We start from the raw sequence: 24,901 nt of genomic DNA, 5'->3' as shown, positions 1-24,901 counted from the left end.
GACTGGTTGTGTAAGGCCTGCAAGTGGGGCAGGTGAACACTGTGTAAATGCCGGTGCGAAGGGGCATCGGTATCGGTGCTGCACAAAGAGGTGGTGACCACCGAATGGCGATCACCATCAAAGACATCGTATCCGGACCCTGGACCTCGCCTCCTTCTACCGTGTACGACGTGCGGGTAGTTGATCAACGATTGGAGTCGTGCTCACGCGTCGGGTTGATCATCGTCTGTTCGGAATCTCCCGCTCGGCTGATTTCGATGCGTCGAGGCTTTGCCTGCTCGGCAATCGGAATCGTGACGGACAGAACGCCGTTGTTGTACGTCGCGGAAATTCGGTCGGCATCGATGTTCTCTCCGAGTGCCAGTTGCCGCCGGTAGCTCCCGGCGAACCTCTCCGAAGCGAGCCACTGCATGTTTTCGTCCGACGATGCAGTACGCGTGGCAGAGAGCGTCAGCATTCCGTGATCGACACTCACGTCGACGGTTCCTGGATCTACTCCGGGAAGATCGGCGTTGAGTACGTAGTGATCGTTGACCCGGTAGAGGTCCATCGGCATGAACCGAGGAACTCGGCCGGCGCCTACGTCTGCGCCGAGCAGCGACTTCGCGATCGAATCGATATCACTGAACGGATCGAAGCGAAGCACAGCAACTCACCTCCCATGTTTCCCATGGTCGCAGTCCCTGTGACAGCAACCGAAATCACTGTGCACCAGCAAGATTAGCACTCGAAGTAGTCGAGTGCCAGACACGTGAGGTCGGCTACTCCAGTGACGTGTGTGACCCAGCGTGGTCCATGTGGCAGGTGGTCGGTAAAGCGGGTGCCGATCCGTAAGGTTGCCTTATGACTCCTCGCACCGAGAACATCACGGGACCAGTAGCCCTGACGAGCGCTGACGTCGAGGCCGCCCGCGAGCGGATCGACGGGTTGGCTCGACGGACTCCGATCTTTCGCACCACGGTCCCGACATCGCACGGAGACGTTGCGGTCCTGTTCAAGCTCGAGTACCTCCAACACGGTGGGTCGTTCAAGGTGCGCGGCAGTTTCAACGCGATCGAGCGGGCAGCTGCTGACGGCACGATGCCCAGTGCGGGGGTGGTGATCGCGTCGGGTGGAAACGCGGCTATCGGAGCTGCATGGGCGTCGCGTCGCCGGGGGTTGGGGTGCACCGTGGTCGTGCCGGAAACTGCGCCCGATGCAAAAGTTGCGGCGCTCGGCGCGTTGGGGGCAACGGTCGAAAAGGTGGGCGATCGGTATGTTCTCGCGGCAGCAGCAGCGACCGAGATTGCCTTGTCGAGCGGGGCTTTGGAGCTACACGCCTACGATCTTCCCGACATTGTGGCTGGTGCCGGAACCATCGCGCTCGAGGTCGCGGAGGAAGCGAGCGGGCCGATAACGTACTGCATCGCTGTGGGCGGCGGTGGACTGGTCTCGGGGATCGCTGCCGCAGCGCGGCCAGAGGATCGAGTTGTTGCGGTAGAGCCAATCGGTGCCGCCACGTTGCATGCTGCGCTGGAAGCCGGACATCCTGTCGATATCGAGTTGGACAGCATTGCATCCGATTCCCTCGGAGCGTCGCGCGTAGGAAGAATAGCCTGGGCGACTGTCACCGACAAAGCGGTAGACAGTGTTGTCGTAGATGACGATTCGATCGTTCGGGCTAGATCTTTTCTGTGGCGCGAGTTTCGGATACTCGTGGAGTTGGGTACCGCCGCAGCGCTGGTTCCGGTGTTGGACGGCACGGTTTCACCGCCGCGAGACGGTGAGCTGTGTGTCGTTCTGTGTGGCGCCAACGTAAGTCTGGGGGACATGGGCGTGTGAGAAATCTGCTGGTGGGTACTGCTTTCAGTATGAGTACCAGCAGTGTTATCTGGACAATTGTAGTTGTGGTCGTTGTGATTGTGGTCGTTGCGCTTCTGGTGTGGACGGCTCGCAACAAACGTAACGAGCGGCGCCACCTCGAGGCCGAGGCGATTCGCAAGGACGTGGCGGAGTCGTCGTTCGAAGTAGGCCAGCGTGAGGCCAAGGCCAAGGAAAGTGAGGCGAAGGCTCGCATGGTGCAAGCCGAGGCCGATGCCAAAGCTGCGGAAGCATCTGCCCTGCAACAGCATGCGGCGCAGCATCGGCGGGACGTAGCAAGCTCGAAGGATGAGTTGAACGAGAAGCGGGATCAGGCGGACACCATCGATCCGGCCACGCCGAACCCGGAGAAGCCACAACCGAAGAACGAGTGAGTCTGCGAAGTTTTACTTCGCCGTCACACTCTTGGTTTCATTTTATGAAACACTGTCTCTTGTTGAGAAACTCGAGACAGGAGTAAGTGATGGCGGAGCATGCGCGGATAGTGATCGTGGGAGGTGGCCTCGAGGGCCTTGCGATTGCGTGGTCGCTTGCGCTGCGGGGCGAGTCGGATGTAGTTGTGCTCGAGCGTAATACGATGTGCTCGGGGATGACGGGCAAATCGAGTGGAATTGTTCGCTGCCACTACGGGGTCCCGTCGCTGGCGGCGATGGCCTGGCATGGGGTCCAGGTCTTTTCGGATGCAGAACAGGTACTCGGCACCGATATCGGCTTCCGTCAGACCGGTTACATAGTCGGGGTTGGCGGCAACAACACAGAACCCTTGTTGGCAAATGTCGAGATGCATCGTGCTCTGGGTGTGCCCGTCGACCTCATCGACGCCGACGCCGTTCGAGCATTCTGGCCAGGCATCAACCTGGACGACTTCGCGGCCTTTGCCTACGAACCTTTGGGTGGGCACGGCGATGCGTACATGACGGGGATGGCATACGGCACGAAAGCGCGCGAACTCGGCGTGACAGTTCGTCAATCGACCGAAGTGACAACACTTCTGACGCGAGAGGATGGATCCGTCTACGGCGTCACACTTGCCGACGGCGCCGAGATCCATGCGGATACTGTTGTTCTTGCTACCGGCGTATGGTCACCCGCGTTGGCCGCGACAGTCGGAGTCGACATCCCGATCAAGGTGCAGTGGGAGCAATTGCTGCTCGTTGATCAGGGGGAACCTACCCCGCACGTGCCCACCTTCTCGGATCTGGTGAACCTGCAGTACATCCGGCGCGAACCCAACGCAGACCTGTTGGTAGGCAACAGTGATCACTCTGCGCCTGAGTTTGCCGACCCGGACATCTACCTGAATCGGGCAGGGGATGCATTTGTGGAGACCGCGATCGGCAAGCTCGAGCGTCTGCTGCCGTCGATGCCGGATCCACGTTTGGCGTCGTCGTATGCGGGTTGTTACGATATCACTCCGGACTACAACCCGATCATCGGCCCGTCACCTGTCGACGGACTTTTCCTCGCAGTCGGTTTCAGCGGACACGGATACAAGATTTCCCCGGCTGTCGGACGGCTGGTTGCCGATCTGATTCTCGATGGCATCAGTAGTGATTCGGCCGTGGACGGCAACGATTTCCGATTCAGCAGATTTGCCGAGGGAAAGCCTCTCGTCAGCCTTAATCCATACGTGGGAGCGGGGGAGATGCGCTAGACGACGCCGCCGTTGACGTAGATCACCTGACCGTTGACCCACCGCGCCGGGCCGGCGAGAAACGCGACTGCCTCCGCGATGTCGAGCGGAGTTCCGAGCCGTTCGAGGGGCGCCATTTTCGACAGGTTCTCCACTGTCGCTTCGTCTTTCCCGTCCAGAAACAGGTCGGTGGCGGTGGGGCCTGGAGCCACGGCGTTGACTGTGATGTCGCGTCCCCGCAGCTCTTTCGCAAGAACTAGCGTGATCGCGTCCACTGCGCCTTTGGTGGCCGCGTACGCAGCGTAGGTCGGGAAGGCCAGCTTCTTCACGGAGGTGGAGAAGTTGATGATGGCACCGCCTCTGCGCACCCGCCTCGCGGCTTGTTGATCGACAACAAACGTGCCCCGAACATTGGTGCGGTGCATCCGGTCGAAGTCGTCGAAGTTCAATTCGGCGACGGTCGAGAGAATCATGATTCCGGCTGCGTGGACAACGACGTCGATGCCTCCGAACTCCTGCTCGACCGTGTCGAACAGAGCGGCTACTTCACCTTCGTCTGCGACATCGGCGTGCACCGCGATGGCGTGCCCGCCCGCTGCGACGATGGTGTCGACTGTTTCCTGGGCGCGTTGAAGATTTCCCGAATAGTGAACGGCGACAGCCATTCCGTCGGCCGCGAGCTTCTCTGCAGTCGCTCGGCCGATGCCGCCGGACGCTCCGGTGACGATGGCGACGCGGGTGGTGGTGTCAGTCATGATGTAACTCCTGAAGTGGGTTCGGGGGCGTCGGACAGCTTGCGGAGCCACTCGCGCAGCAGTCCAACCTCGTTGGTGGAGAGGGAAGTTGAATCTGCCGTAGCGAGTTGGGTCTCCAGGGTGGATGCGACGGTGTTGAGCGAGGCGTCCTGCGGGGTGCCGGATTCGTCGATGATGGATGCGAGGATTCCGTCGCGAACACGCCCCGACAGTGTCGGGTCGGGATACTGCTGCGGTCTCACGACGAGCATCAGTGCGACGCCCGCATTGGCGGACATCACCATCTGTGTTGCCACGTCGACGGATACGGTCAGAAGACCTGCGGCAGCGCAGCGTTCGAGAACGGATCGAAGTAGCGCCTGGGCTTGCATGGCGGTGTCGGCGCTCTGTGTGGATGGTGAATGCAACAACCGGTAGTGCGCAGGATGTGTGAGCGCGAACGCCGTGTGCGCGTCCCAGCCTGCACGTAGATCGGCTACCGGATCTGCGGAGGGGATCGCAGCGCGTTTGCCTGCGAGGTACTCGGAGAACCCGGCTTCGACGACGGCTGCGAGCAGGCCGTCTTTGTCGCCGAACTGGCGGTAGAGCGCGGGCGCGCCGACGCCGGCTCTCTCGCAGACGGCGCGGGTGGAGATGTCGCCGTCCGGAGAGGAGTTGAGTAACTCGGTTGCCGCTGCCAGTATCTTCGCTCTCGAGCTCATGAAATCAACGATAACAGAATATGGTTAGCAGTGGTACGTTGTCGTTCGGTTGCTCGACCTGTCGCGGACTCGTCGTGCCTGAACTGGTACTTTGTTTGCAGTGATAAACAAAACTTGTCTGTGATCCAGACCCGTCGCGATGATTGTGTGCCGCGCCTGCGCGCGGTGGTGATTCCGTGTGTCCCGAGAGGGAACCCGACCTCGGGTTCCCGCCTCCTGTCCTGCACTGGAATCCCCACTTTGGAGCTCACTTCATCATGTCATCGACACACTCATCTGTTCGGCGCGAGGATCTGCGCGCCGACTGCAACAACTGTTTTGCCTTGTGCTGCACGGCCTTCGGGTTCTCGCGATCGGTAGATTTTGCCGAGGACAAGCCGGCGGGTTCTCCGTGCCGGCACCTCGGCTCGAATTTCTCCTGCACTGTCCACGAAGGACTTCGATCCCGGGGGTTCCGCGGCTGCACGGTCTTCGACTGCTTCGGCGCGGGACAGGTTGTGTCGCAGCAGTTGTTCTCCGGCGTCAGCTGGCGCGAGCGTCCTGATACGCAGCAACATATGTTCTCCGCCTTCAAGATCGTCAAACAGTTGCACGAGATGCTGTGGTACCTGTTCGAGGCGCAGGAACGCACCTATGACCCGGACGCTGCGCACGAAGCTCGCGAACTCGCATCCACCATTGCTGCACTGATTCGCGGTGGACAAGCCGAGCTGTTCTCGACTGACATCGGCGCATTACATTCTGCGGTCAGGTCAGTACTGATGGAGACCAGTGCGGAAGTTCGGGCTTCCTACTTTGCCGAAGTTGATCAGATGGACTCGAGCGTCGCCGCCGGAGTGGACCTTGCTGGATCGGACCTGCGCGCACACAGATTGTGTGGGGCCGATCTGCGCGGAGCCTGCTTGATCGCCGCGGATCTGAGGGGAAGTGACCTCACAGCGGTAGACCTGCTCGGGGCGGATCTGCGTGATGCCAGGTTGGATGGCGCGGATCTCTCGGCCGCGTTGTTCGTCACCCAGCCCCAGGTGAACGCAGCCAGAGGTAACGGTGACACATGTTTGCCCGCCGGTGTTGCAGCCCCGCCACATTGGCTTGTTCGCTAGCGGGACATGTCGCCGGGGAGAGCATCTAATTCGCAGCGGTCGCAGCGTTGCGGGCGGCGAGTTGCGCAAAGGCGCGGGTCAGTTCTGCTGGTCCGACGACATCGATGTCGGTGTCGAATCGGTTGAGAGATGCTGCGAGAGCCACCCAGGACCATGATCCGGCTTCGAGACTGCACCGGTCGGGGCCAAGATCTTCGACGATGCCGTCCCCGGCAAAGGGGAGAACGTAACTGGCCGGCCGATGGAGAATGACCTTGCCATGGCAAGGCCACTTGTTGGTTTGTTCCGAGCCTTTGAAGCGCCCGGACACGTATTCGGTTACGTCGCCGCCGGGGATCTCCCTCGGCATGAAACGGGGGCCGTTCGGGGTGCGCGGGGCGATTCGATCGGCGCGGAAGATTCGCCATTCGTCTCTCTCGAGATCCCACGCGACGAGGTACCAGCGACGATTGGAGGTCACGAGATGATGCGGCTCCACCCGGCGTGGGGGCGCTGGTTCGCCGTTATCGGTTGAACTGTCGGCCGGGCGGTCGCTCGCATAATCGAAACGGAGCACTTCGAGAGCGCGGATCGCTGTGGACATCGCAACGAGTACCTCCGGTGACACGGAGTCGGACGCCGTGTCACCGGGGCCGGCCGAAATCGTAGTGAAGGTGAGAGCGTCGAGCCGATGGCGCAGACGCGACGGCATCACTTGCCGCACGGTGGTCAGAGCACGAACTGCACCCTCTTCGATTCCGGCGCCGGTCATGGTCGCCGCCTGCAGGGCAACAGCCAACGCGATGACTTGATCGTCGTCGAACAGCAGGGGAGGCAGCTCACTGCCCGCATCGAGTCGGTATCCGCCGTCCGGGCCCATGGTTGCCGCAATGTTGTAGCCCATTTCCCGCAGCCGGTCGATGTCGCGGCGGACCGTGCGATGACTGACGTCGAGCCGCTCGGAGAGTAGGGCGCCTGGCCAGTCACGCCTGGTCTGCAACAGGGACAGCAGATTCAAGAGCCGGGACGTGGTCGCCATCTCACGAGATTAGTTCGAGTCTAGGACAAAAACCGTCCTAGACGCCTGTGAGAGTGGCAGTCGTCAAGAAGGAAGCCGGACAGCGTTCTTACTAGGAGCAGGCATGAGCATCAAGACAACGACCCACCTCAACTTTCGCGGCGACGCCCGAACGGCCCTGGAGTTCTACCAGTCCGTCTTCGGTGGCCAGGTCACAATTGCAACCTATGGCGACTTCGGGATGCCCAAAGACGTGCCAGGCGCGCAGGGCGTCGTATTCGGCCAGATCGAGACTGAGGACGGCTTTCGCGTGATGGCGTACGACATCCCAGGGCAGTCGGGCGGTTCGGCAGGCAATGCCGGTTCGACGCACCGCGAGAACGGCACCACGATCACCGACCAACCGTTCTTCGTCTCCGTTCGCGGGGAGACCCTCGAAGAGGTGCAGAATTACTGGGCCAAGCTCTCGGCCGGCGCATCCATCGTCGAGGGCCTCGCCGCGGCAGCGTGGAGCCCCGGTTTCGGCATGCTCACCGATGCATTCGGGGTGACCTGGATCCTCGACGTCTCCGCCGCGGAAAGCCCGGCGTAGTTACTCCTCGTGCTTCAGAGTGGGATCGGAGGGAGTGGTTCGATGTCGTAAGTGCGCGGTCCGAACAAGCTCAAAGCTCGCGCGCGGATGGACGGAAGTGCTTCGGAGAGACTGTCGCCGAGTCGGTGGAGAGAGTTGAGTGAGCGTGATTCCCAGACTGGGAACTCCCCGTCGGTGCCGCGCGATGTTGTATCCCACAGCAGAGCGTCGCCGTTCTCGCTCAATCCGAATACGTGCAGCGAGGCGGGGAGCGACCAATCGCCGTCGGGTTCGACCATCCAATCGAACTCCTCGCTGTGACCCTCTCGGTAGGCGGAATGGAGGTTCGCGGTGAGATACCCTGCGCGCCCTTGCCAGCCATCGGCAAATCCGGGATGCACGGGCGGGTAGATGAGCCAGAGTCCGAAGGACCGCGCCCAACCTGCATGCCGGATAAATGCACGATATGAAGCGGGGAAGCCGTCCCCATCCGGGAATCGAAAGGAATCCAAAACGGCGAAATCAATGTGTTCGAGCGTTGGTTGGCCGTCCACCGTCAATCCATGTGTGAGCACGTCCTCGACACTAACAATCCCGTCGCGATTCGAGGCTTCCCCTGTGGTCTCGTCGTCGGTAACTTTCTGAAGAAGAGGAATCAAATGGATCTGGGCTGTTCATCTTCGGTTGCTGAAATCTGAATAACCTGCCGAACGCTGTATTCGCCGGTGGCTTCGGTGTAAATGTGGCTGGTGGTCGACATGCCGTTCGGAATCCGTGCTCGGAAGACGGCTTCGGCCCCCACCTCGGTGTGAGACGGGGGCAGAAGTGAAATCCGAATCAGCCAGTGACGCCGGTCAATTCGTTCGGGGTGTGATCGAGTGTGGTTTCGGTCAGGATGCTGCCGTCTTCGAGGTCGACGGCGATCAGCTTCTTCGACGCGGGGTCGGTGACATAGGCGGTGTGGTCCAGTGTGAACAGGATGGGCCTGGGCTCCTGCCATTCAGTGGGTTCGGTCCACTCGCCGATGACGGCAATCTTCTTGGTCACTGCGCCGGTGTTCGGGTCGATGACGTGGATAGCGCCGTCGGTCCCGAGAACAAGGGCCTCGCCGTGCGGTCCGCGACCGAGTGATCGGAAGGTGTAGCTGGTGCCGAGATCAACGAGCTTCAGTTCCGACGTGGTGGTATTGGTGAGCGAGATTCGTTGTGGTCGTTCGAGTTCGGCGTCAGGATCGGTCTTGTAGTCACCGAGCACGATGTCCGACTCTTCGGAACCGGCCTGGTTGCCGATGCGGCCGTACGCATCGGGGCTCTGGACCTTGGTGATCGCGCCGTTCTTGTACACGAGCAGGCCGTCCTGGCAGCCCAGCACGATCGTCTCGTCTGCTGCAACGGCTTCACCGTGGACGCCGGGGCACTGCTCGTTGCGCAGGACCTCCGCGCGGTTGGTATCGAGCACTGCAATTCCGTTGCGGGACTCGGAGTTTCCAATGGTGGTCAACAGGCTTCCGTCGACGAGTGCGACAGCCACCCCGTGATGGGGTTCCGGGGTTGTGTAGGTCTCGACGCGTGGCTGACGCTTGGCCAATTGGACGGGATCGAAGATTTCGACCAGGCCCGAGCCGTCATTGAAGAGGACAGTTTTTCCGGCATGTCGTACAACGTGTCCGGGCTCGTTGGCTGCGAACTCGACGTCCGACATCGCGGGATCGGCTGTGTAGTAATGGGAATGGTCACCATGTGCCGACGACCACGTGCCGGTGTCGAGCACCTTGAACGCTTCGCCGGCGGAGATCATGACATGCCGACCGTCGCCGGCCGGGTTGAGTCGCGTGAAGCCCTCGATCGCGGTTTCGCCGACGACATCGAGGGAGGTTGCGTCCAGTACCAGGACGCCGCCGTCGTAGGAGATTGCGAGACGTGGTGTTGCCGAAGCTTGTTCATTCGGTGCTGACGACGCGGCGGTGGTTGTTGCCTCCGCCGCGTCCGTGGTGTCGGAGGAACATCCTGTGACAAGGGCAAGTGAGAGGCCCACTGATGTGGCCAGAGTGAGGCGCCGCGATACGCGGGTAGTGAGGTGCATGGGTATAGATCTACTGCTTAATGTAAATGATTGTCAAAGTCGTACATGCGAATATTCGCATGTCAGGGCAGTCTTCAGGAGTAGTCGGAGCGCTCGAGGATGCGTGAGGCGATCACTCCCACCACGAGTCCCCAGAATGCACCGCCAATATTGAACAGTTCGACGTCGGAGATCGTCACGAGGAATGCGATCAACGCACCGAAGGTGAATCGCGACCCGAATGCGGTGACGAAAGCTCCTTGCAATGCCTTCAGCATTGCCAATCCGCCAAGTGTCACGATGAACGCAGCGGGCGTGCCCAGCATCATCGACACGAAGGTCGGGGCAAAAAGGCCGAAGACAACCGCGAGTACCCCACAGAAGATGCCGGCGGTGTACTGCCGTGTTCGTTCCCCGGATGCTGACAGGAGAGCATTGGTTGGCCCGGTCAGGCAGGTTGACACGCATCCCACCGCCGCGTTCACGAGTGAGAACACGCCACACGCAATCGTTGCGCTGCCGATCGGCGGTTGATGTCCGGCCGCTCGCAGGACTGCGATCCCTTGGCCGTTCTGCACAACGACCACGGTGATCGCCAGCGGCACAACAAGTTCGATCATTGCCTGCCACGACCATGCCGGTGTGGACAGCACTGGGTGCGCAAACCATTCGTGATCGCCGCCGGTAGGTGCGAACCGTCCGGTCGCGAGAACGACCACCACCCCGACAATCAAGGCACCGAGAACGGGAGGGATATACCTTCCCAGTTTCGCGAAGGCGCTGAGTGCAACAAAGGTGACGATCATCGGCAGTGCAATGGCGGCGTCGTGGGCGGGCGCCTCTACCAGGTCGGTACCGAAGTGAAGGAAAACGCCTGCCACCATTGCCATGACGATGGGCATGGGGAGTGCATTCATGATCGGTGTGATCCACCCCGTCAATCCCAGCAGCAAGATCAGAACGCCCGTTGCAAAGAATGCTCCGATCGCCTGCTCCCACGGAAGATGATGCAGGGACGCGCCGACGACGACGGTTCCGGGAATCGTCCAGAAAAACGCCAGTGGTTGCCGGTACAGCCAGGACGCGGTGATCGTCAAGATTCCGTTGACGAAGAAGGCGCCGAAAATCCAAGAGGCCAATTGTGATTGGCTCAGCCCGCCGGCCAAGCCGGCAGCAAGGATGACCGCTACTGGGCCGGTGGCAGAGAAGACAATCCCGATAACTGCGTTTGCGCCGTATGTTCCGCCGAAGTCTCGCAAAACGCGCCGAGGACTGTAGAGAGGTTGGGGTAGCGGCTCGGTGATGACACGAGTGGGTGCAATTGTCGAGGTATTCGACATGTTTCAGGTCTCCTGGTGTGGATCGCCAAGTTCGCGTTCACGAAAGAGCGCCGCAAGTTCGCTACGAGAGCGCAGTCCGAGCTTTGCGTACGCACGAGTGAGGTGATACTGGATTGTCTTGACAGAGAGAAACAATTCGCCCGCAGCTTCCTTGTTGGACTTGCCGGCAGCGACAAGATCCGCAACGGCTCGCTCTTGTGGGGTCAGATCGGTGATTCCCTTGTCCATACGTGAAAGGTTCAACCCGCCGGCACGCAGCTCACGCTCACAACGCTCGACGTATGTCGCTGCGCCCAGCGCGTAGTAGAGCTCGCGTGCGTCCCTCAGTACGACGTCTGCCTCTGCGCGTTTGCCGGCTCTCCGGAGAGTTTGGCCGTAGGCAAAATTGATTCGGGCACGGTCGTAGGGGAGTGGCAGGTCCTCGAGGCTGAGAAGCGCGTCGTCGAAACAGTTTCTGGCGGCGCCGAGTTCGCTTCGGGCTCCATGGATTCTGCCACGAACATATCCAAGACGTGCTGTGGCAGAACGGTGCCCGCGAATGCGTGCGGTCTTCTCGTGTGGTTGGAGGAAGGTATCGGCGTCGTCGACCCGACCGACCATCACGAGAGCATTCGCATAGAGATCGACCCACGGCCAGAACCCGGGTTCGTCGAGCCACTGTTGTGACGTGCTCGAGGTCAGGGGCGTCAGCGCTGCCAGTACATCGGCGTAGTCGGCCGCAGCTTCGGAGAATTGTGCCCGGGCGAGAAGCGAAGGAACGTACATGATTTCGTAGGAATGTGCACCAACATGCGCGCGGCGCACGTGATTGCGGGCCAGGTCCCAGTTTCCGCGAAGCGCGTGAATTTGTGCCCCGGACCAATGCACCAACGGTCGGACGATGTCGATTTCGAAACGATCGACTTGCGCGGCGGCACTGTCGATCGTCGACAGTGCGTCGTCCCACGCCCCCAAGGCGAACTGTGTGCGGGCAAGCCAGGCCTGCGCCCACAGCGAGATACGCGCCGAGCCGCTGGAAAATTCAGTGGACACTGCGCTTTCGAGATCGCGACGAGCCGCCTCGGGATGATCCACTGCCAGCTCGAGCCAACCGCGGCCCATCTGGAATCGCTGAGCTTGAGCGCCGGGCCGGATGCGGTCCGACAGTGATTCGTAGGCCGCGAGCGCCTGTTCGGTGTGTCCGGTGGCACCCAGTCCGAGGCCCTTTATCGCTTCGGACTCCACTGCGGCAGGATCTGACGGACCGACCAATTCGACTGCACGGTCGACCCACTGGACCAAAGCAGCGCCGTCGAGTCTGGCCAGAGAATGCAGGACCATTCGCTGGGCGATCATTGCCGCGACTGCGGGATCGAGATCCGCAGGGCAACTGCTCCAAGCGCGAGTCAGTAGGTCAGCAGCTTCGGTTGGGCGTCCCCGGTGAATCGCGAGGTATCCGAGGACGGCGTCGCGCAGCGGTCCGCGCGTAATACTCTCGATTTCGGGAACGAAGTCCATGGCGTGTGGAATATCGCCAGCACCGGTCAGCGCGTCAATTCCCCTCAGTAGTCGAGTCTCGTGGTCGCTTCTGCTGGTGGTGAGACGGCTGGCGGTGACCATTGCGTCGGCCACCTCGGACCACGCGCCGTCGGTTGCCCGGAGCTCGGCGTAGGTCACCAGTTCTGAGGCCAGTGCTTCGTCGTGCGTCGTAGCGGCGGCAGCCAGATGGAACAACCGCTCGCCGTCTCCCCAGGCGATCTCAGCTGCGCGACAATGCAGTTGGTGCAGTCGGGTAGGTCCTAAGGTGGCGCTCACGGCAGCGGCAACCATCTTTCCTCGAACGGATACTTCGGTGCTGCCGCGCTGCTCGTGCACGGTGAGAAGACCGCAACCAAAGGCGTTGTCCAGCGCGCTGACGATGTCGTCGACTTCGGCTAGTTGAGCGAGGTGCGACAACGTCGTGCTGCGCCCGAGGATCGCGGCGGCTTCGACCAAAGTGCGTGCACCCTCGGAGCACAGCGCAAGTGTGCCTGCGATCGACGCTGCGCGATAGCGGGGAACAGGCAAGGTGCGGTGCCACTGAGTCCAGTACGTCGGCGGCAATTCGTCGAGTAGCGAGACGACGTCGAGTGTGTTGCCCGCTGTGAACTCCTGAAGTTGGAGCGCGACGCCGGAACTGAGATCAATTCCGTTGCGAACCCGGGCGATGTCGATGACGGCAGCGGCGTCGAGGGCGCTGATGTGCAGTCGCTGCGACCAGTGAAGTTCGAGAATGCGCCGGACCTCGGCGTTGATGTGCGGTGAATCCTCGACGACGAGCACAACCAAGAGTTGCGCGCCCCGACCTCGATGGAGCGCTGAAGTAATCGCCTGAAGTGAGCCGACATCGCTGTGGTGGGCGTCGTCGACGACCACCATGGTCAACTGGTCAGTGCTGTCGAGAATCTCTTGGGCAATGACGACGGGATCGTGGACCGACACCGGATGGTCGAGTAGTTGTGTGACGACCCCGAACGGCGTCTGAGACTCCCACTCCAATCCGCGAGCGGATCGAAGAGTGTGCTGCGCCGATATTTCGGAGAACCGGCTGACCAGAGTGGACTTGCCACTGCCCGCATCGCCCTCTACGAGAACGAGGGACGGAGTGCCTGCCTTCGCCGCAGCCAATGCCTGGCCGAGAACGCTCAGTTCGCGTTCTCGGCCCACCAGCACGTCCCGAAGTGTCACCTGACTACCGTAACGCCGGGCTCACCGCGAGATTCGTTTTCCGATCGGACCTCTGCGGCAGGAGTTGCGGCAGTATCGAGATCTGGGGCCTGCTTAGGTACGAAGAAGGTCACGATGGAGCCAAGCACGGCGATACCGGCAAACACGTAGAACGCGGACTCGGAACTGATACCGGCACTGATCAAGCTTCCACCGATCAGCGGGCCGAAGATGCCGCCGAGACGGCCGAAGCCTGCGCACCACGCGACGCCGGCCGCTCGGGCCGCCGTCGAATAGTAGTTGGAGACAAATCCGTAGATGAGCACCTGAGTTCCGATTGTGCCGACCCCGGCGATCGCAACAGATGCGAGAAGGACGGGTAGCGGGAAGCCGAACGTGAACAGCAGGAGTGCTAATGCGGCCAAACCGAAAGTGGTTGCGACAACCCGCTGGGGCCCGGTGATGTCGGCGATCCGCGACGCCAGTAGTCCGCCGATGATCGCGCCGCCGTTGAGGACCAGCAGGAACGAGAGTGAACCCTTGGCGTTGTATCCGGCGTTCTCCATGATTTTGGGCAGCCAGGTGTTCAGTCCGTAGGTCAGAAGAAGACCGGCAAAACTCATGAGGCCCAGTAGTGCTGTGCCCCAAACATATTGCTTGCTGGCCAAGGCTCGGAAGCCGACTCGCTCTGCGGGCGAATCGGCGGGGCTAGTGGCGATAACGGGCAGGGGAATTCCGGTTTTCGAGGAAATTGCCCGAGCTTCGTCACTCCGACCGCGGGCGACGAGCCACGCGGGAGATTCGGGAAGTTTGAACCACGCAAGCGGAAACAGGATGATCAACGGAAGTGCGCCGATGAGAAAGAGTCCCCGCCATCCAATGGAATCACGAAGAATGATTGCCAGGATCGACGCCATGACGCCGCCGGCCGGGACGCCGCTGTACACGATGGCGTTGAACAGATTTCGACGCCCTGGCGGGGCGAACTCGGCGATCATTGCTCCGGCAGTGGCAACCAGTCCGCCGACGCCGATGCCGGTGAAGAATCGCAGGAGCCCGAAGGTGGTGATGCTGGTCGCAAACGCCGCCAGCGCCATGCCGACCGAGAACCAGACGATGTTGATCAGCATCATCTTTCGGCGTCCGAAGTAGTCACCGATTGCGCCGCACGTCAACGCACCCACCATGACTCCGACAAGGGCGTACGAGCCCAATGCTCCAGCTTGAGAGGCAGAAAGCACTCCGATGTGGCCGGGATCGTCCATCAGGACGGGCAGAATCGTGCCGTATACGACGAGGTCGTATCCGTCGAACAAGATGGCGATGGCTGCGATGGTGACTACCCACAGCACTGAAGAGCGATGGCGGGCGCTGGCCCAGGAACCGCGTTCGATCGAGGACATGACAAATCTCCGTTCGAGAGATCAGGAATTGGGGTGACTCGCTCAGCCGAGGTCGCCGCCGGCAACGGGAAGGACCGTTCCGGTGACGTACGACGCCTCATCGGAGGCAAGGAAGGTTATGGCGGCAGTTTGTTCGTCGAGGGTGCCGTAACGCTTGAGTAGTGACGAGTCGACGGTCTGGTCGACGATCTGTTGGTACCAGAGTTTCTCTTCGTCGGTCTGTGCACCGGGGCCGCGGGCCACGACGCGAGGTGGCGCTTCCGTTCCACCGGGAGCTGTTGCCACGACTCGTATTCCGTACTGCGCGACTTCCATCGCCAGTGCCGCGGTGATGGCGCTGACTCCGCCCTTGGCCGCAGCGTATGGAACACGGTTGACGCCCCGGGTAGCGACTGAGGAGACGTTGACGATGGTTCCGCTCGCCCGTTCGATCAAGTGGGGTAGCAATGCCCGGCACGTCCACAGGGTGGGGAACAACGAACGCGTGACTTCGGCATGGATCTGCTCCGGGGTGTAATGCTCGTATGGTTTTGCCCAGATTGTGCCGCCGACATTGTTGACCAGTACGTCGACGTGTCCGAAGTGTCTCAGCGCGGAATCTATTGCGTGCTGGGCACCTTCGAAGGTCTCGAGATCTGCGGTCACCGAATGGGAACGATCCAACGGTGCCGCAATCTCGTGGACCAGCTCTGCTCGGTCCACGAGAACAACGGAACCGCCTTCGGCGGAGATTCTTTCGGCTACGCTGCGCCCGATCCCCTGGGCCGCTCCGGTGACGACAACGACCCGATCGTCGAACCGGCCGGAGAAGTAACGTGCCATCACCGACGCCACACTGACCCGAGCGTCGGTGATGGCACGTCGCATCGTCGACTTCGCGTGTTTGCTGTGCTGAACGATCAGCTCACGGGCCGCGGCGCGATCATTCTGCTCGAATGCGCGCACGATGCGTGAGTGATCCTCTGCGACATGTTCGTCCACCCAGTCCGCGGTCCGGAGTACTCGGTTCATCAGCTGCGTGACCTCGAGACGTTGGTAGGCCTGCAGCAGTATGTCGTTGCCGGTGCAGCGGAAGAGGAAGTCGTGGAAGAGGGCGTTGGTTTCGGTGAATGCCGCTGCGTCCGTGAAGTGGTCGCGGTCGATGGAGGTTGCCGAGTTCTCCGCCAGAATGCGGTACTCCGTCAACTGTGCCGGAGTAAGGCGCCCGATCGTGAGTTCCAATGCGCCGAGTTCGAGCGCCATCCGGGCGTCGAACTGTGCGTCCGATTCCGCGACAGGCAGGTGTTCTTCACCGATCTCGTACGTGTCGGCTGCCGTTTCTTCGATCGAGCTTGCCGGTGAATCAGCCGGGGTCGCCGCGCTGTTGAACTTCTCGAAGTAGAAGTTCGTGGGTGTGATCGACACGTTCTTGAAGTGCTGGCGAACGGCTTCGACCATCGGCGGCGGGCCGCACAGGTAGACGTCGACGTCTCCGCCGTCGAGATGACCCGGTTCGATCAAGCTCGTGACGTACCCCTTGTTCGGCGCTGCGCTGCCGGGATCGGATACGCAGTAGTCGAAGGTGAACTGCGGCAACGATGCTGCGTACGCACTCAGCTTCTCCAGTTCGACCAGATCGAGGTCTGAGTTCACACCGTAAATCAAGTGAACGGGTCGAGTCACACCGTCGGTCTGCATTTTCTCCAGGATCGAGAGCAGTGGAGCCAAACCCGTTCCCCCGGCGAGCAGGAGTGCGCGTCGCTGCCCGCTACGCAGGAAGAAACTGCCCATCGGGCCGGTCAATTCCAGTGTGTCACCGACCTGTGCTCGCAGACTGAGATAGTCGGACATCAGCCCGCCCGGCGTGATCTTGACCAGAAACGACGCCGACTCGACGGCGGGGCCGGTGCTGAACGAGTACGAGCGTGTTGCTTCGGTTCCCGGAACGAGGATGTTCACGTACTGACCGGGAAGGAAGACCAGATCTGCGCGATTGTCGACCGAGACGGTGAAGCCGACAGTCGAATCCGAGTGGCGAACGATCTCGGTGATGGTGGACGTGTACGAACCGGCAGCAGTCTTGGCCACGGCGGAGGTGGTGGGGATCTGCAGTACGAGGTCGGATTCCGGCACCATCTGGCACGGCAGGCAGTATCCCTGCTCGGCCTCGTCGTCCGTGAGTGCCTCCTCGATGTAGTCGCCGGCGTCGAAAGTGCCTGACTCGCACAGCGACTTGCATGTGCCGCAGGCTCCGTCGCGGCAGTCGAGGGGGATGTTGATCCGGGCGCGGTAGGAGGCGTCGGCGACAGTTTCGTCGGTGTTGCATTCGACGAAGCGGGTGATGCCATCCTCGAAACTCAATGCTATTTGAAAGGTCATGGGGAACAGCTCGATTCGATCGTAAACGTCAGAAGTGATAGATGTCGACAACATGATGGATGTAGTCGTTCTTGAGGACTACCTTCTTCTTCAGGATCAACGGCTGCTCGCCCGAGAAATCGATCGTGTAATGCGAGGTGCCGAAGTAGGTGTCGACGGTGTTGTAGCGGAAGTACAGCGTGAACCAGTTGAAGCGGACGTCAACCACGGAGCCGCGCTCTTCGACCACTTCCACGTTGGTGATGTTGTGGCCGGTGCGGGGCTCGGGAAGACTTGTCGCGCTGGAACGATCGGTGCGGATGCGAAATACGCGATCTTCGATGCCGCCCCGGTTGGGGTAGTAGATCAATGAGATTTCCGCCTGCGGATCGGTAGTCAGTTCACCGTCGTCGGCCCAGGCGGGCATCCAGTACTCGGAATCGGGGTGGTAGCACTCGATCCACTTCTCGAATTCACGATCGTCGAGATAGCGGGCTTCGCGGTAGAGGAACTGCTGCACGGATTCGAGTGTGACGGCATTGGCGGTTGCTAGTGTCATGGTGATCGAGATCCTCAGTTGGTCCGGGCAGAAGCGGCTTGTTCGGCATCGACCGCGGCGATCATGGCGTCGCGCCAGTAGCCGTGCTGAATCGGGTACAGGCCTTCGTCCTCGGTCTTGGATCCGCTGGAGAGAACGCGGTCCATGCCTAGGTCCTTGGCAACGTCATTGGGTCCGGAAATTTGGTGTGTCACACCACGGCTCAGATCATTCCACGGCGCACCGGCGGCCTGATAGGTCTTCTGGCAGGACCGGAACTCTTCGAGGTCGTCCGGGGTGGCCATGCCGCTTGCATTGAAGAAGTCCTCGTACTGACGGATGCGGTTGCTTCGGGCTGCGGCACTTTCGCCCTTGGGTGCGATGCAGTAGATCGTGACTTCGGTCTGGTCAACAGAGATCGGGCGGAAGTGCCGGATCTGACTGCTGAACTGATCCATGAGGTAGACGTTCGGATAGAGGCAGAGGTTCCTTGACGCACCAACCATGAATTCGGCCTTCTTGGAACCGAACTGAGCCTCCAGCTCCGCTTTACGCTCGAACAGTGGGCGGTCTTCGGGATTGCCCCACCACATCCACAGAAGGAGGTGTCCGTAGTCGTAGGAGAAGTATCCGCCGCCCTGCTTACCCCAGGTACCGGCGTCCATCGCCTTGGTTTCGTTGGCCGATTCTCCGGCGGTGCGGCGGGCTGTGGTGGCGGCGTAGTTCCAGTGCGTCGAGGACACGTGGTAGCCGTCAGCGCCGTTCTCGGTCTGCAACTTCCAGTTGCCGTCGTACGTGTAGGTGGAGGCGCCGCGCAGCACTTCGAGTCCGTCGGGTGACTGGTCGACGATCATGTCGATCACCTTCGTGGTGTCACCGAGATGTTCTTCGAGGGGCAGGACGTCCGGATTGAGGCTGCCGAAGAGGAACCCTCGATAATTTTCGAATCGTGCGACCTTGGTCAGGTCGTGTGAGCCGTCCTTGTTGAACTGTTCCGGGTAGCCGCCGGTCCGAGCGTCCTTGGCCTTGAGGAGCTTTCCACTGTTGTTGAACGTCCATCCGTGGAACGGGCAGGTGAAGGTGGTTCGGTTATCTGTCTTGCGGCGGCAGAGCATCGCGCCGCGGTGGCTGCAGGCATTGATCAGTGCGCCGAGTTCGCCATCCTTGTTTCGGGTGATGACGATGGGCTGACGGCCCATGTAGGTGGTGAAGTAGTCGCCGACGTTGGGGATCTGACTCTCGTGCGCGAGGTAGATCCAATTGCCCTCGAAAATGTGGGTCATCTCGAGGTCGAACAGCTGCTCGTCCGTGAAGACGCTGCGCCGTACCTGGTAGCGGCCGGTCTCCGGGTCCTCGACGAGAGCGTCGTCGAGGGCAGCGCGCATTTTCGCGTATTTGTCTGTGCTCTGAGCAGCGTCCAACATATCTGTCATGGGGTCCTCCAGCTCGACTAGGCGACCAGCTGCGATTACCGAGGGCTGTCGGTATCTGCTTGGGGCCTGTTTTCCGGACGGGGCTGCGTCCGGTACTGGATTCACCTTGACATTCTGTGTTGCAGGTCACACTAGGCATATGCCTAGTCCTGACCCAGGGCATGGTGTTCGTGAACGTGGTCCTGCCGTCAGGGCGGACTCGGCACCGCGAGTCCGCCCTGACGGTGGCGGGAGTTACCGGTTCTTGAAGAACGAGACGTCGTCGTTGCCGATCAAGTCCGGAACCGTCCAGCCGTCGAGGTCGTATTCACTCAGGCACTGTTCCGCCAGGCCTTTCATGGAACTGGCGTGCCCACGATTCTGCGCGGCGAAGAGGAGTTCCGCCTTGACGTTCTCGTGGTTACCCGAGTAATTCCGCTCGTACAGCTCATGTCGTCCGCCGAACTCGGTTCCGATCGAATCCCACAGAGCCTTCATGACTTTGACACGGTCGACGGCGGTGATCCCGTCGGAACCGCGAACGTACTTGTCGAGGTACGGGCGCACGTCCGGGCTCTTGAAGTCGAGTGAGCTCGACGGCAGGTAGATCAGGCCCGACGCGACGTCCTGTTCGATGATCTCCTTGATCCGCGGGTACCCCTGGATCATGAACATTCGATAGGTGAGGCCGTATTCGAGCTTCGGGATCACCGAATCGCCGACCCACTGTTCGGGATCGCGTGCCATCGATTCGGTCAACGACCAGAAGAGGTTTCGCCAGCCGATCACTTCGCCGACACGGGTCTGGACTCCGCGGAAGCCACCGGCGCCGGTGGCTTCGAGTGCCTTCATCAACAGGCCGGCGATGAAGTCGAGCTTGACAGCCAGGCGAGTGCAGCCCTGAAAGGTGAAGCGCGGCAGGAACCCCGATTGAGGGAAGAATGCGTTGATCCGGTCGACGTCGCCGTACATGAAGACGTTCTCCCACGGCACCAGCACCTTGTCGAAGACGAAGATGGTGTCGTTCTCGTCCATGCGGCTCGACAGCGGGTAGTCGAACGGACTGCCCATCACCGCGGCATGTTCGGTGTACGAGGTGCGGCAGATCAGTTTCACGCCCGGCGCGTCCATCGGTACCGTGCAGATCAGGGCGAACTGCTTCTTCTTGATCGGCAGACCGTAGTGAGCAATGAAGTTGTAGTTGGTGATCGCCGACCCGGTGGCAACAACCTTGGCGCCGCTGACGATCAAACCGGCGTCGGTTTCCTTCTCCACCTTCATGAAGACGTCGCCGACCTCGTCCGGTGGAAGTTGGCGATCCACAGGGGGATTGATGATCGCGTGGTTCCAGTACAGAACCTTCTCCTGCGATTCGCGGTACCAGCGCTCGGCGTTGTCCTGGAACGGTGCGTACAACTCCTTGTTGGCGTGGAGGGTTCCCAGGAAACTTGCCTTGTAGTCGGGGGAGCGGCCCATCCAGCCGTAGGTCATACGAGCCCACGTCGCGATGGCGTCGCGCTCTTTGAGCAGATCAGCCGACGACGTCGGGGTGCGGAAGAACGGCATGGTGACACCGCCGTTGCCCGTGTCGGTCGGAACAGTCAGGGCGTCCACGTGCTCGCCGGTGTGCAGAGCGTCGTACAGCCTTGCGGTCATACGGATCGGATTCCGGAAAGCGGGATGCGTCGTGACGTCCTTGACACGATCTCCGTGGAGCCAGATCTCGCGACCGTCCTGCAGGCTCGAGATGTACTCGTCGCCGGTCATCGGCCGGGTGGCGAAGTTCTTCGTGCGGTTGGCTTCGCAATCGGCGGCCGGATTGGCCTGTGGCGCTCCGGAATCTGCGGGGTCGACGCCGGTGGGAGGAATTTCGGTGGTCGTCATGGCAAAGCCTTTCAGATCGTTTGAGGTGCGGGCTGAAGATGAATTGGAGTGAAGGAAGTGGTGGCGTCGAACCACCCGCTGTGCGGGTCGTCCTGACTGCCGTTCCAGACGGTGGTCGACGAGGTAGCGCCTAGATCGTGAAAAGTGCTTCGGTAGAAGAGGAGTGGATCCTTGCCGCTGGACTGTGCGTCCACGATCTCGCCGATGAAGATGATGTGATCACCGCCGTCGTACTCCTTCCACGGGATGCACGAGATGGTTGCTGCGGCGCCGTCGAGCAGGGGAGCGGTCGGTCCGTCGATCCATCGCGGCTCGGTGCGCTGTGGCCGGCCCGCAAAATGCATGGCCGTGTCTACTTGGTCGGAGGCAAGGATGTTCACGGCAAACGGCGCGTTGCCGAGGTAGCCGCACGCCTTGGACTTTCGCGTCATCGTTATCTGGCACAGGCGTGGTTCAAGGGAGATTGCCGTGAATGCGGTGACCGTGGCCCCGTGTGGCTGACCGTCGGCGTTGGTGCAGGTGATGACGGTGACGCCGCTGGCGAATTGGCCGAAGATGCCTCGAAGTTGATTTTGTTCCATGACCGGACCTCCTTGTCGGATGGCTGGTGAGTGAGAGTGCCGCGAAGTGCGGGAGGCGGAAGTGGCAGACGACTCGCGCCGGGAGTGAAGACGAACGTACGGCGAGCGCGGCCTTCGGTCGATCCGTACAGCGCGGTGTCTATCCGGATTGCGCACCCGATCACGGCCGGTACCCGTTTTTCCTTGGAAGTGACCGGGGACACAGTGTTCAATGATGTTCAGCGCCCATGCTCGGCAATGTGGCTGGTCACGGGTTGGGAAGGTGAAGGACGATGGTCGATTCCATGATCGGTACAGCTCCGCGGGACTGGGACGAGGCATGTCATGCGGTGTCGGACGCCTACTTCCCACACACGCTCACGCCGTTGTCACGGCACGCGGCCAGTGGGGTAGGGGTGTGCACCGCTGAGTTGGGTCCGCTGCGGATCGCTCATATTCGATGGGGCGCAGACGTCGCAGTCGAATCCGATCATCCCGGTGCCTACGGGGTGAACATCCCGCTCTCAGGCGAGCTCGAGTCGGTGTTCGCGGGATCGCACGTGTTCTCGACGGAGGGTGTGGCGACGGTGTGTCCACCCGACATCACCACAAGAATCACGCGTTGGAGCGCGGACTGCGAGATTGTCGGAGTCCGGATGGACCGCGAATACCTCGACCGCGAGATGGAGAAGGTACTCGGCCGACCCGGAATGCGCCTACCCGATCAAGTGGATCTCCGCGGGGACGACGGAGCCAGGTGGCTGAAATTTGTTCGCTCACTGTCGGATCAGATACTCGGCCCGGTTGGAGTGCTGCACAACGAACTGGTGGCAGGTCAGCTCTCCGGTGCTGTGATCTCGGCGTTTGTCCTTGCCGCGATGCCCGAAAGTGAGGATGCGGTGCGACACGCCAGGCCGCGCATCGTCAAGCGCGTACTCGACGAGATGCACGACGACCCGGCCAGAGTGTGGACCGCAGCGGAGATGGCCGAGGTGGCGGGCGTCAGCGTACGGAGATTGCAGGAAGGATTTCGGCAGTACGTGGGCAGGAGCCCGTCGGAATGCCTGCTCGACATCCGTCTCGAACGGGTCCACGCAGATCTGCGCGATGCCGACGACTCGACGACGGTCACCGATGTTGCTGTGAGATGGGGTTTTACGCACACCGGACGGTTTGCGTCGTCATTCCGGCGTAAGTACGGTCTGTTGCCGTCTGAAGTATTGAGAAGTTAGCTCCGGTATCCCATGTCTGCGCTGAGTTGATTTGCCTTCTCGACGAGGAACGGTGCGACGTCGGTGCGGAAAGCTTCCGGGGTTGTCCTGCCTGCCGAGGTCGAACACGCTGCCACGCCGACGACGCTTCCGCCGGCATCGCGGACGGGGGCGGCGAGGGAGATCAAACCGTCTTCGAGTTCCTCGGAGGTGAGGGCGTAGCCCTGTTCGCGCACAACACGAAGCGCGGTGTGGAATGCGCCTTCGTCGGTGATCGTGGTGGGTGTGAGGGCGTCGAACGTGGAGTTTGCGATGACGTTGTCAATGATGTCGGTTGGCGCCCACGCGAGCAGGGCGCGGCCCATGGAGGTGGCATATGCAGGCACTCGGGTGCCGACGCTGACGTTGATGCTCATGATCCGGCGGACGGGTACACGGGCGGCGTAGACCACGTCGACGCCGTCGAGCACGCCCAGTGACGCCGACTCGTGAGTGTGTTCTGCGATCTCCAGCAGGCGGGGGAGTGCCGCCTCCGTCAGGGCGTGTGACGCCGAATAGTGCTGCCCGATGCTCAGAACGCGAGGGGTGAGCGACCACCGACTGTTGTTGCCGGTGACGTACCCGAGCTTTTGAAGGGTGAGGAGGATGCGCCGCACGGCAGGGCGGGAGAGCCCTGTTTCAGCGGCAAGATCGGCGAGCGACGGATTGGGATTCTTCTCGTCGAATGCCGTCAGTACCGCAAATCCACGCTCGATGCTCTGGATGTAATCGCGATCGTTCTCGGTCACGGGATAGCCCTTCAGCTGCGGTTATGTCGACGTAGTACGCCCGAAGGTTGACAAAGGTCTGTGATTGGGCGCACAGTACAAGCGTACGCACAGCGTAACAGATGTACGCAGAGCGTACAACCAGACTTGGGAAGCCGACTCAGCCCAGCAGTACGGCGCCCACCCGGTAACAGCCATACACGGCCCCGAGGAGGACCACATGACCACTTCCGAGAGCCCCACCGCAGTAGGTTCGGGCACCGCCGCCACCGACAAGTTCCTCCAGGAACGAGTCAGTGCGGACACCCCGCCCGAGCGTGTCTCGGCCATCGCCAAGGACGTCCTCGAAGCACTTGCCGGCGTCATCGACAAGCATGGTGTCACCTACCCCGAGTATCGGGTTCTCAAGCAGTGGCTGATCGACATCGGCCAGTTCGGTGAATGGCCGCTCTGGCTGGACGTCTTCCTCGAGCACAACGTCGAAGAGGTTGCGTACCGCGGCCAGAGCGGTACGAAGGGCAGCATCGAGGGGCCGTACTACGTGGCCGACGCCAAGACATTGGCGGCCAAGTGCGAACTTCCCATGCGTGACAACGAGGTTGGATCGAAGCTGGTCTTCGAGGGGCAGGTCCGTGACCTCGACGGCAACGGGTTGGACGGGGCCACCGTCGAGCTGTGGCATGCGGACGACGAGGGCTACTACTCCCATTTCGCGCCGCACATCCCCGACGGGAACCTCCGCGGAACGATCGTGACCGACGGGGAGGGACGGTTCGAGATCACTACGATTCAGCCTGCGCCGTACCAGATTCCGACCGACGGCCCCACCGGCTGGTTCATCGAGAAGGCCGGCTGGCACCCGTGGCGTCCGGCTCACCTGCACCTCATGGTGAAGGCTCCCGGCAAGCGCACGATCACTACGCAGCTCTATTTCAAGGACGGTGAGTGGATCGAGAACGACGTGGCAACCGCCACGAAGCCCGAACTGATTCTCGATCCGAAGCCGGGTGCCGATGGAATCAACCGGGTCACGTACGACTTCGTGCTCGACCCGGCCTGATCCACAACTGTTCGAAAGAAAGT

General features: G+C 61.3%; 22 protein-coding genes. 7 read left to right on the top strand and 15 right to left on the bottom strand.

Annotated elements, in window-relative coordinates:
• Nucleotides 1–184: 184 nt before the first annotated feature.
• Nucleotides 185–646 carry an Hsp20/alpha crystallin family protein gene (locus KYT97_RS17265; protein WP_033233599.1) on the bottom strand — a complete coding sequence of 154 codons (462 nt, stop codon included), beginning with the start codon at nucleotides 644–646 and terminating at the stop codon, nucleotides 185–187.
• Nucleotides 647–843: 197 nt separating this feature from the next.
• Between KYT97_RS17265 and KYT97_RS17260 the strand changes: the two genes are divergently transcribed.
• The 3 genes from KYT97_RS17260 (at nucleotide 844) to KYT97_RS17250 (ending at nucleotide 3,514) form a co-directional block, all read left to right on the top strand.
• Nucleotides 844–1,821: a serine/threonine dehydratase gene (locus KYT97_RS17260; RefSeq protein WP_219110311.1), complete on the top strand. Its 978-nt coding sequence runs from the start codon at nucleotides 844–846 to the stop codon at nucleotides 1,819–1,821.
• 29 nt (nucleotides 1,822–1,850) lie between these two features.
• Nucleotides 1,851–2,234 carry a hypothetical protein gene (locus tag KYT97_RS17255; RefSeq protein WP_033233856.1) on the top strand — a complete coding sequence of 128 codons (384 nt, stop codon included), beginning with the start codon at nucleotides 1,851–1,853 and terminating at the stop codon, nucleotides 2,232–2,234.
• 89 nt (nucleotides 2,235–2,323) lie between these two features.
• Nucleotides 2,324–3,514 carry an NAD(P)/FAD-dependent oxidoreductase gene (locus tag KYT97_RS17250; RefSeq protein WP_219110310.1) on the top strand — a complete coding sequence of 397 codons (1,191 nt, stop codon included), beginning with the start codon at nucleotides 2,324–2,326 and terminating at the stop codon, nucleotides 3,512–3,514.
• Here KYT97_RS17250 and KYT97_RS17245 read toward each other — a convergent pair.
• Complete coding sequence (locus KYT97_RS17245; protein ID WP_219110309.1) at nucleotides 3,511–4,248, bottom strand: SDR family oxidoreductase; 738 nt, start codon at nucleotides 4,246–4,248, stop codon at nucleotides 3,511–3,513. The genes KYT97_RS17250 and KYT97_RS17245 overlap by 4 nt on opposite strands.
• Nucleotides 4,245–4,949, bottom strand: a complete 705-nt coding sequence (locus KYT97_RS17240; protein WP_219110308.1) for a TetR/AcrR family transcriptional regulator — start codon at nucleotides 4,947–4,949, stop codon at nucleotides 4,245–4,247. Before KYT97_RS17240 ends, KYT97_RS17245 begins: the two co-directional genes overlap by 4 nt.
• Nucleotides 4,950–5,206: 257 nt before the next feature.
• Between KYT97_RS17240 and KYT97_RS17235 the strand changes: the two genes are divergently transcribed.
• Entirely contained in the window at nucleotides 5,207–6,052 is an 846-nt protein-coding gene (locus KYT97_RS17235; protein WP_245005855.1) for a pentapeptide repeat-containing protein, read from the top strand.
• A 25-nt stretch (nucleotides 6,053–6,077) separates the two neighbouring features.
• On the opposite strand, the gene KYT97_RS17230 is transcribed toward KYT97_RS17235, so the two are convergent.
• A complete protein-coding gene (locus tag KYT97_RS17230) occupies nucleotides 6,078–7,070 on the bottom strand; it encodes a helix-turn-helix transcriptional regulator (protein WP_219110307.1) in 993 nt (330 codons plus the stop codon).
• Between the two features lie 103 nt (nucleotides 7,071–7,173).
• Between KYT97_RS17230 and KYT97_RS17225 the strand changes: the two genes are divergently transcribed.
• Entirely contained in the window at nucleotides 7,174–7,641 is a 468-nt protein-coding gene (locus KYT97_RS17225; RefSeq protein ID WP_219110306.1) for a VOC family protein, read from the top strand.
• A 14-nt stretch (nucleotides 7,642–7,655) separates the two neighbouring features.
• On the opposite strand, the gene KYT97_RS17220 is transcribed toward KYT97_RS17225, so the two are convergent.
• The 10 genes from KYT97_RS17220 to KYT97_RS17175 all read right to left on the bottom strand — a co-directional run bounded on the left by KYT97_RS17220 (nucleotide 7,656) and on the right by KYT97_RS17175 (nucleotide 21,861).
• Nucleotides 7,656–8,195: a hypothetical protein gene (locus KYT97_RS17220; protein WP_245005854.1), complete on the bottom strand. Its 540-nt coding sequence runs from the start codon at nucleotides 8,193–8,195 to the stop codon at nucleotides 7,656–7,658.
• Nucleotides 8,196–8,457: 262 nt separating this feature from the next.
• Nucleotides 8,458–9,702 (bottom strand): zinc metallochaperone AztD, encoded by a 1,245-nt coding sequence (gene aztD / locus KYT97_RS17215; protein ID WP_219110305.1) that lies wholly within the window; start codon nucleotides 9,700–9,702, stop codon nucleotides 8,458–8,460.
• A gap of 74 nt (nucleotides 9,703–9,776) precedes the next feature.
• Nucleotides 9,777–11,021 (bottom strand): benzoate/H(+) symporter BenE family transporter, encoded by a 1,245-nt coding sequence (locus KYT97_RS17210; RefSeq protein WP_033233590.1) that lies wholly within the window; start codon nucleotides 11,019–11,021, stop codon nucleotides 9,777–9,779.
• 3 nt (nucleotides 11,022–11,024) lie between these two features.
• Nucleotides 11,025–13,727 (bottom strand): LuxR C-terminal-related transcriptional regulator, encoded by a 2,703-nt coding sequence (locus KYT97_RS17205; protein ID WP_095887315.1) that lies wholly within the window; start codon nucleotides 13,725–13,727, stop codon nucleotides 11,025–11,027.
• Nucleotides 13,724–15,109, bottom strand: a complete 1,386-nt coding sequence (locus KYT97_RS17200; protein WP_033233588.1) for an MFS transporter — start codon at nucleotides 15,107–15,109, stop codon at nucleotides 13,724–13,726. Before KYT97_RS17200 ends, KYT97_RS17205 begins: the two co-directional genes overlap by 4 nt.
• 42 nt (nucleotides 15,110–15,151) lie before the next feature.
• Complete coding sequence (benC, locus tag KYT97_RS17195) at nucleotides 15,152–17,467, bottom strand: benzoate 1,2-dioxygenase electron transfer component BenC (RefSeq protein WP_219110304.1); 2,316 nt, start codon at nucleotides 17,465–17,467, stop codon at nucleotides 15,152–15,154.
• A 28-nt stretch (nucleotides 17,468–17,495) separates the two neighbouring features.
• Nucleotides 17,496–18,005 (bottom strand): benzoate 1,2-dioxygenase small subunit, encoded by a 510-nt coding sequence (benB, locus tag KYT97_RS17190; protein WP_219110303.1) that lies wholly within the window; start codon nucleotides 18,003–18,005, stop codon nucleotides 17,496–17,498.
• A gap of 14 nt (nucleotides 18,006–18,019) precedes the next feature.
• Nucleotides 18,020–19,417: a benzoate 1,2-dioxygenase large subunit gene (gene benA, locus KYT97_RS17185; RefSeq protein WP_095887312.1), complete on the bottom strand. Its 1,398-nt coding sequence runs from the start codon at nucleotides 19,415–19,417 to the stop codon at nucleotides 18,020–18,022.
• Nucleotides 19,418–19,651: 234 nt separating this feature from the next.
• Nucleotides 19,652–21,280, bottom strand: coding sequence for a 4-hydroxyphenylacetate 3-hydroxylase family protein (locus KYT97_RS17180; RefSeq protein WP_033233584.1), 1,629 nt, complete (start codon nucleotides 21,278–21,280; stop codon nucleotides 19,652–19,654).
• A gap of 11 nt (nucleotides 21,281–21,291) precedes the next feature.
• The gene (locus KYT97_RS17175; RefSeq protein WP_033233583.1) at nucleotides 21,292–21,861 is read right to left on the bottom strand and encodes a flavin reductase family protein; all 570 of its coding nucleotides are present in this window, start codon (nucleotides 21,859–21,861) and stop codon (nucleotides 21,292–21,294) included.
• A 272-nt stretch (nucleotides 21,862–22,133) separates the two neighbouring features.
• On the opposite strand from KYT97_RS17175, the gene KYT97_RS17170 reads away from it, so the two are divergent.
• Nucleotides 22,134–23,072, top strand: coding sequence for an AraC family transcriptional regulator (locus tag KYT97_RS17170; RefSeq protein ID WP_033233582.1), 939 nt, complete (start codon nucleotides 22,134–22,136; stop codon nucleotides 23,070–23,072).
• On the opposite strand, the gene KYT97_RS17165 is transcribed toward KYT97_RS17170, so the two are convergent.
• Nucleotides 23,069–23,839 carry an IclR family transcriptional regulator gene (locus KYT97_RS17165; protein WP_116102592.1) on the bottom strand — a complete coding sequence of 257 codons (771 nt, stop codon included), beginning with the start codon at nucleotides 23,837–23,839 and terminating at the stop codon, nucleotides 23,069–23,071. The genes KYT97_RS17170 and KYT97_RS17165 overlap by 4 nt on opposite strands.
• A 199-nt stretch (nucleotides 23,840–24,038) precedes the next feature.
• Between KYT97_RS17165 and catA the strand changes: the two genes are divergently transcribed.
• Nucleotides 24,039–24,878: a catechol 1,2-dioxygenase gene (gene catA / locus KYT97_RS17160; protein ID WP_141486796.1), complete on the top strand. Its 840-nt coding sequence runs from the start codon at nucleotides 24,039–24,041 to the stop codon at nucleotides 24,876–24,878.
• The last annotated feature ends 23 nt before the right edge of the window (nucleotides 24,879–24,901 follow it).

Origin of the sequence: Rhodococcus globerulus (genome assembly GCF_019334125.1) — a bacterium.
Taxonomy (GTDB): domain Bacteria; phylum Actinomycetota; class Actinomycetes; order Mycobacteriales; family Mycobacteriaceae; genus Rhodococcus_F; species Rhodococcus_F globerula.
This window is presented reverse-complemented; position numbering and strand designations above follow the sequence as displayed.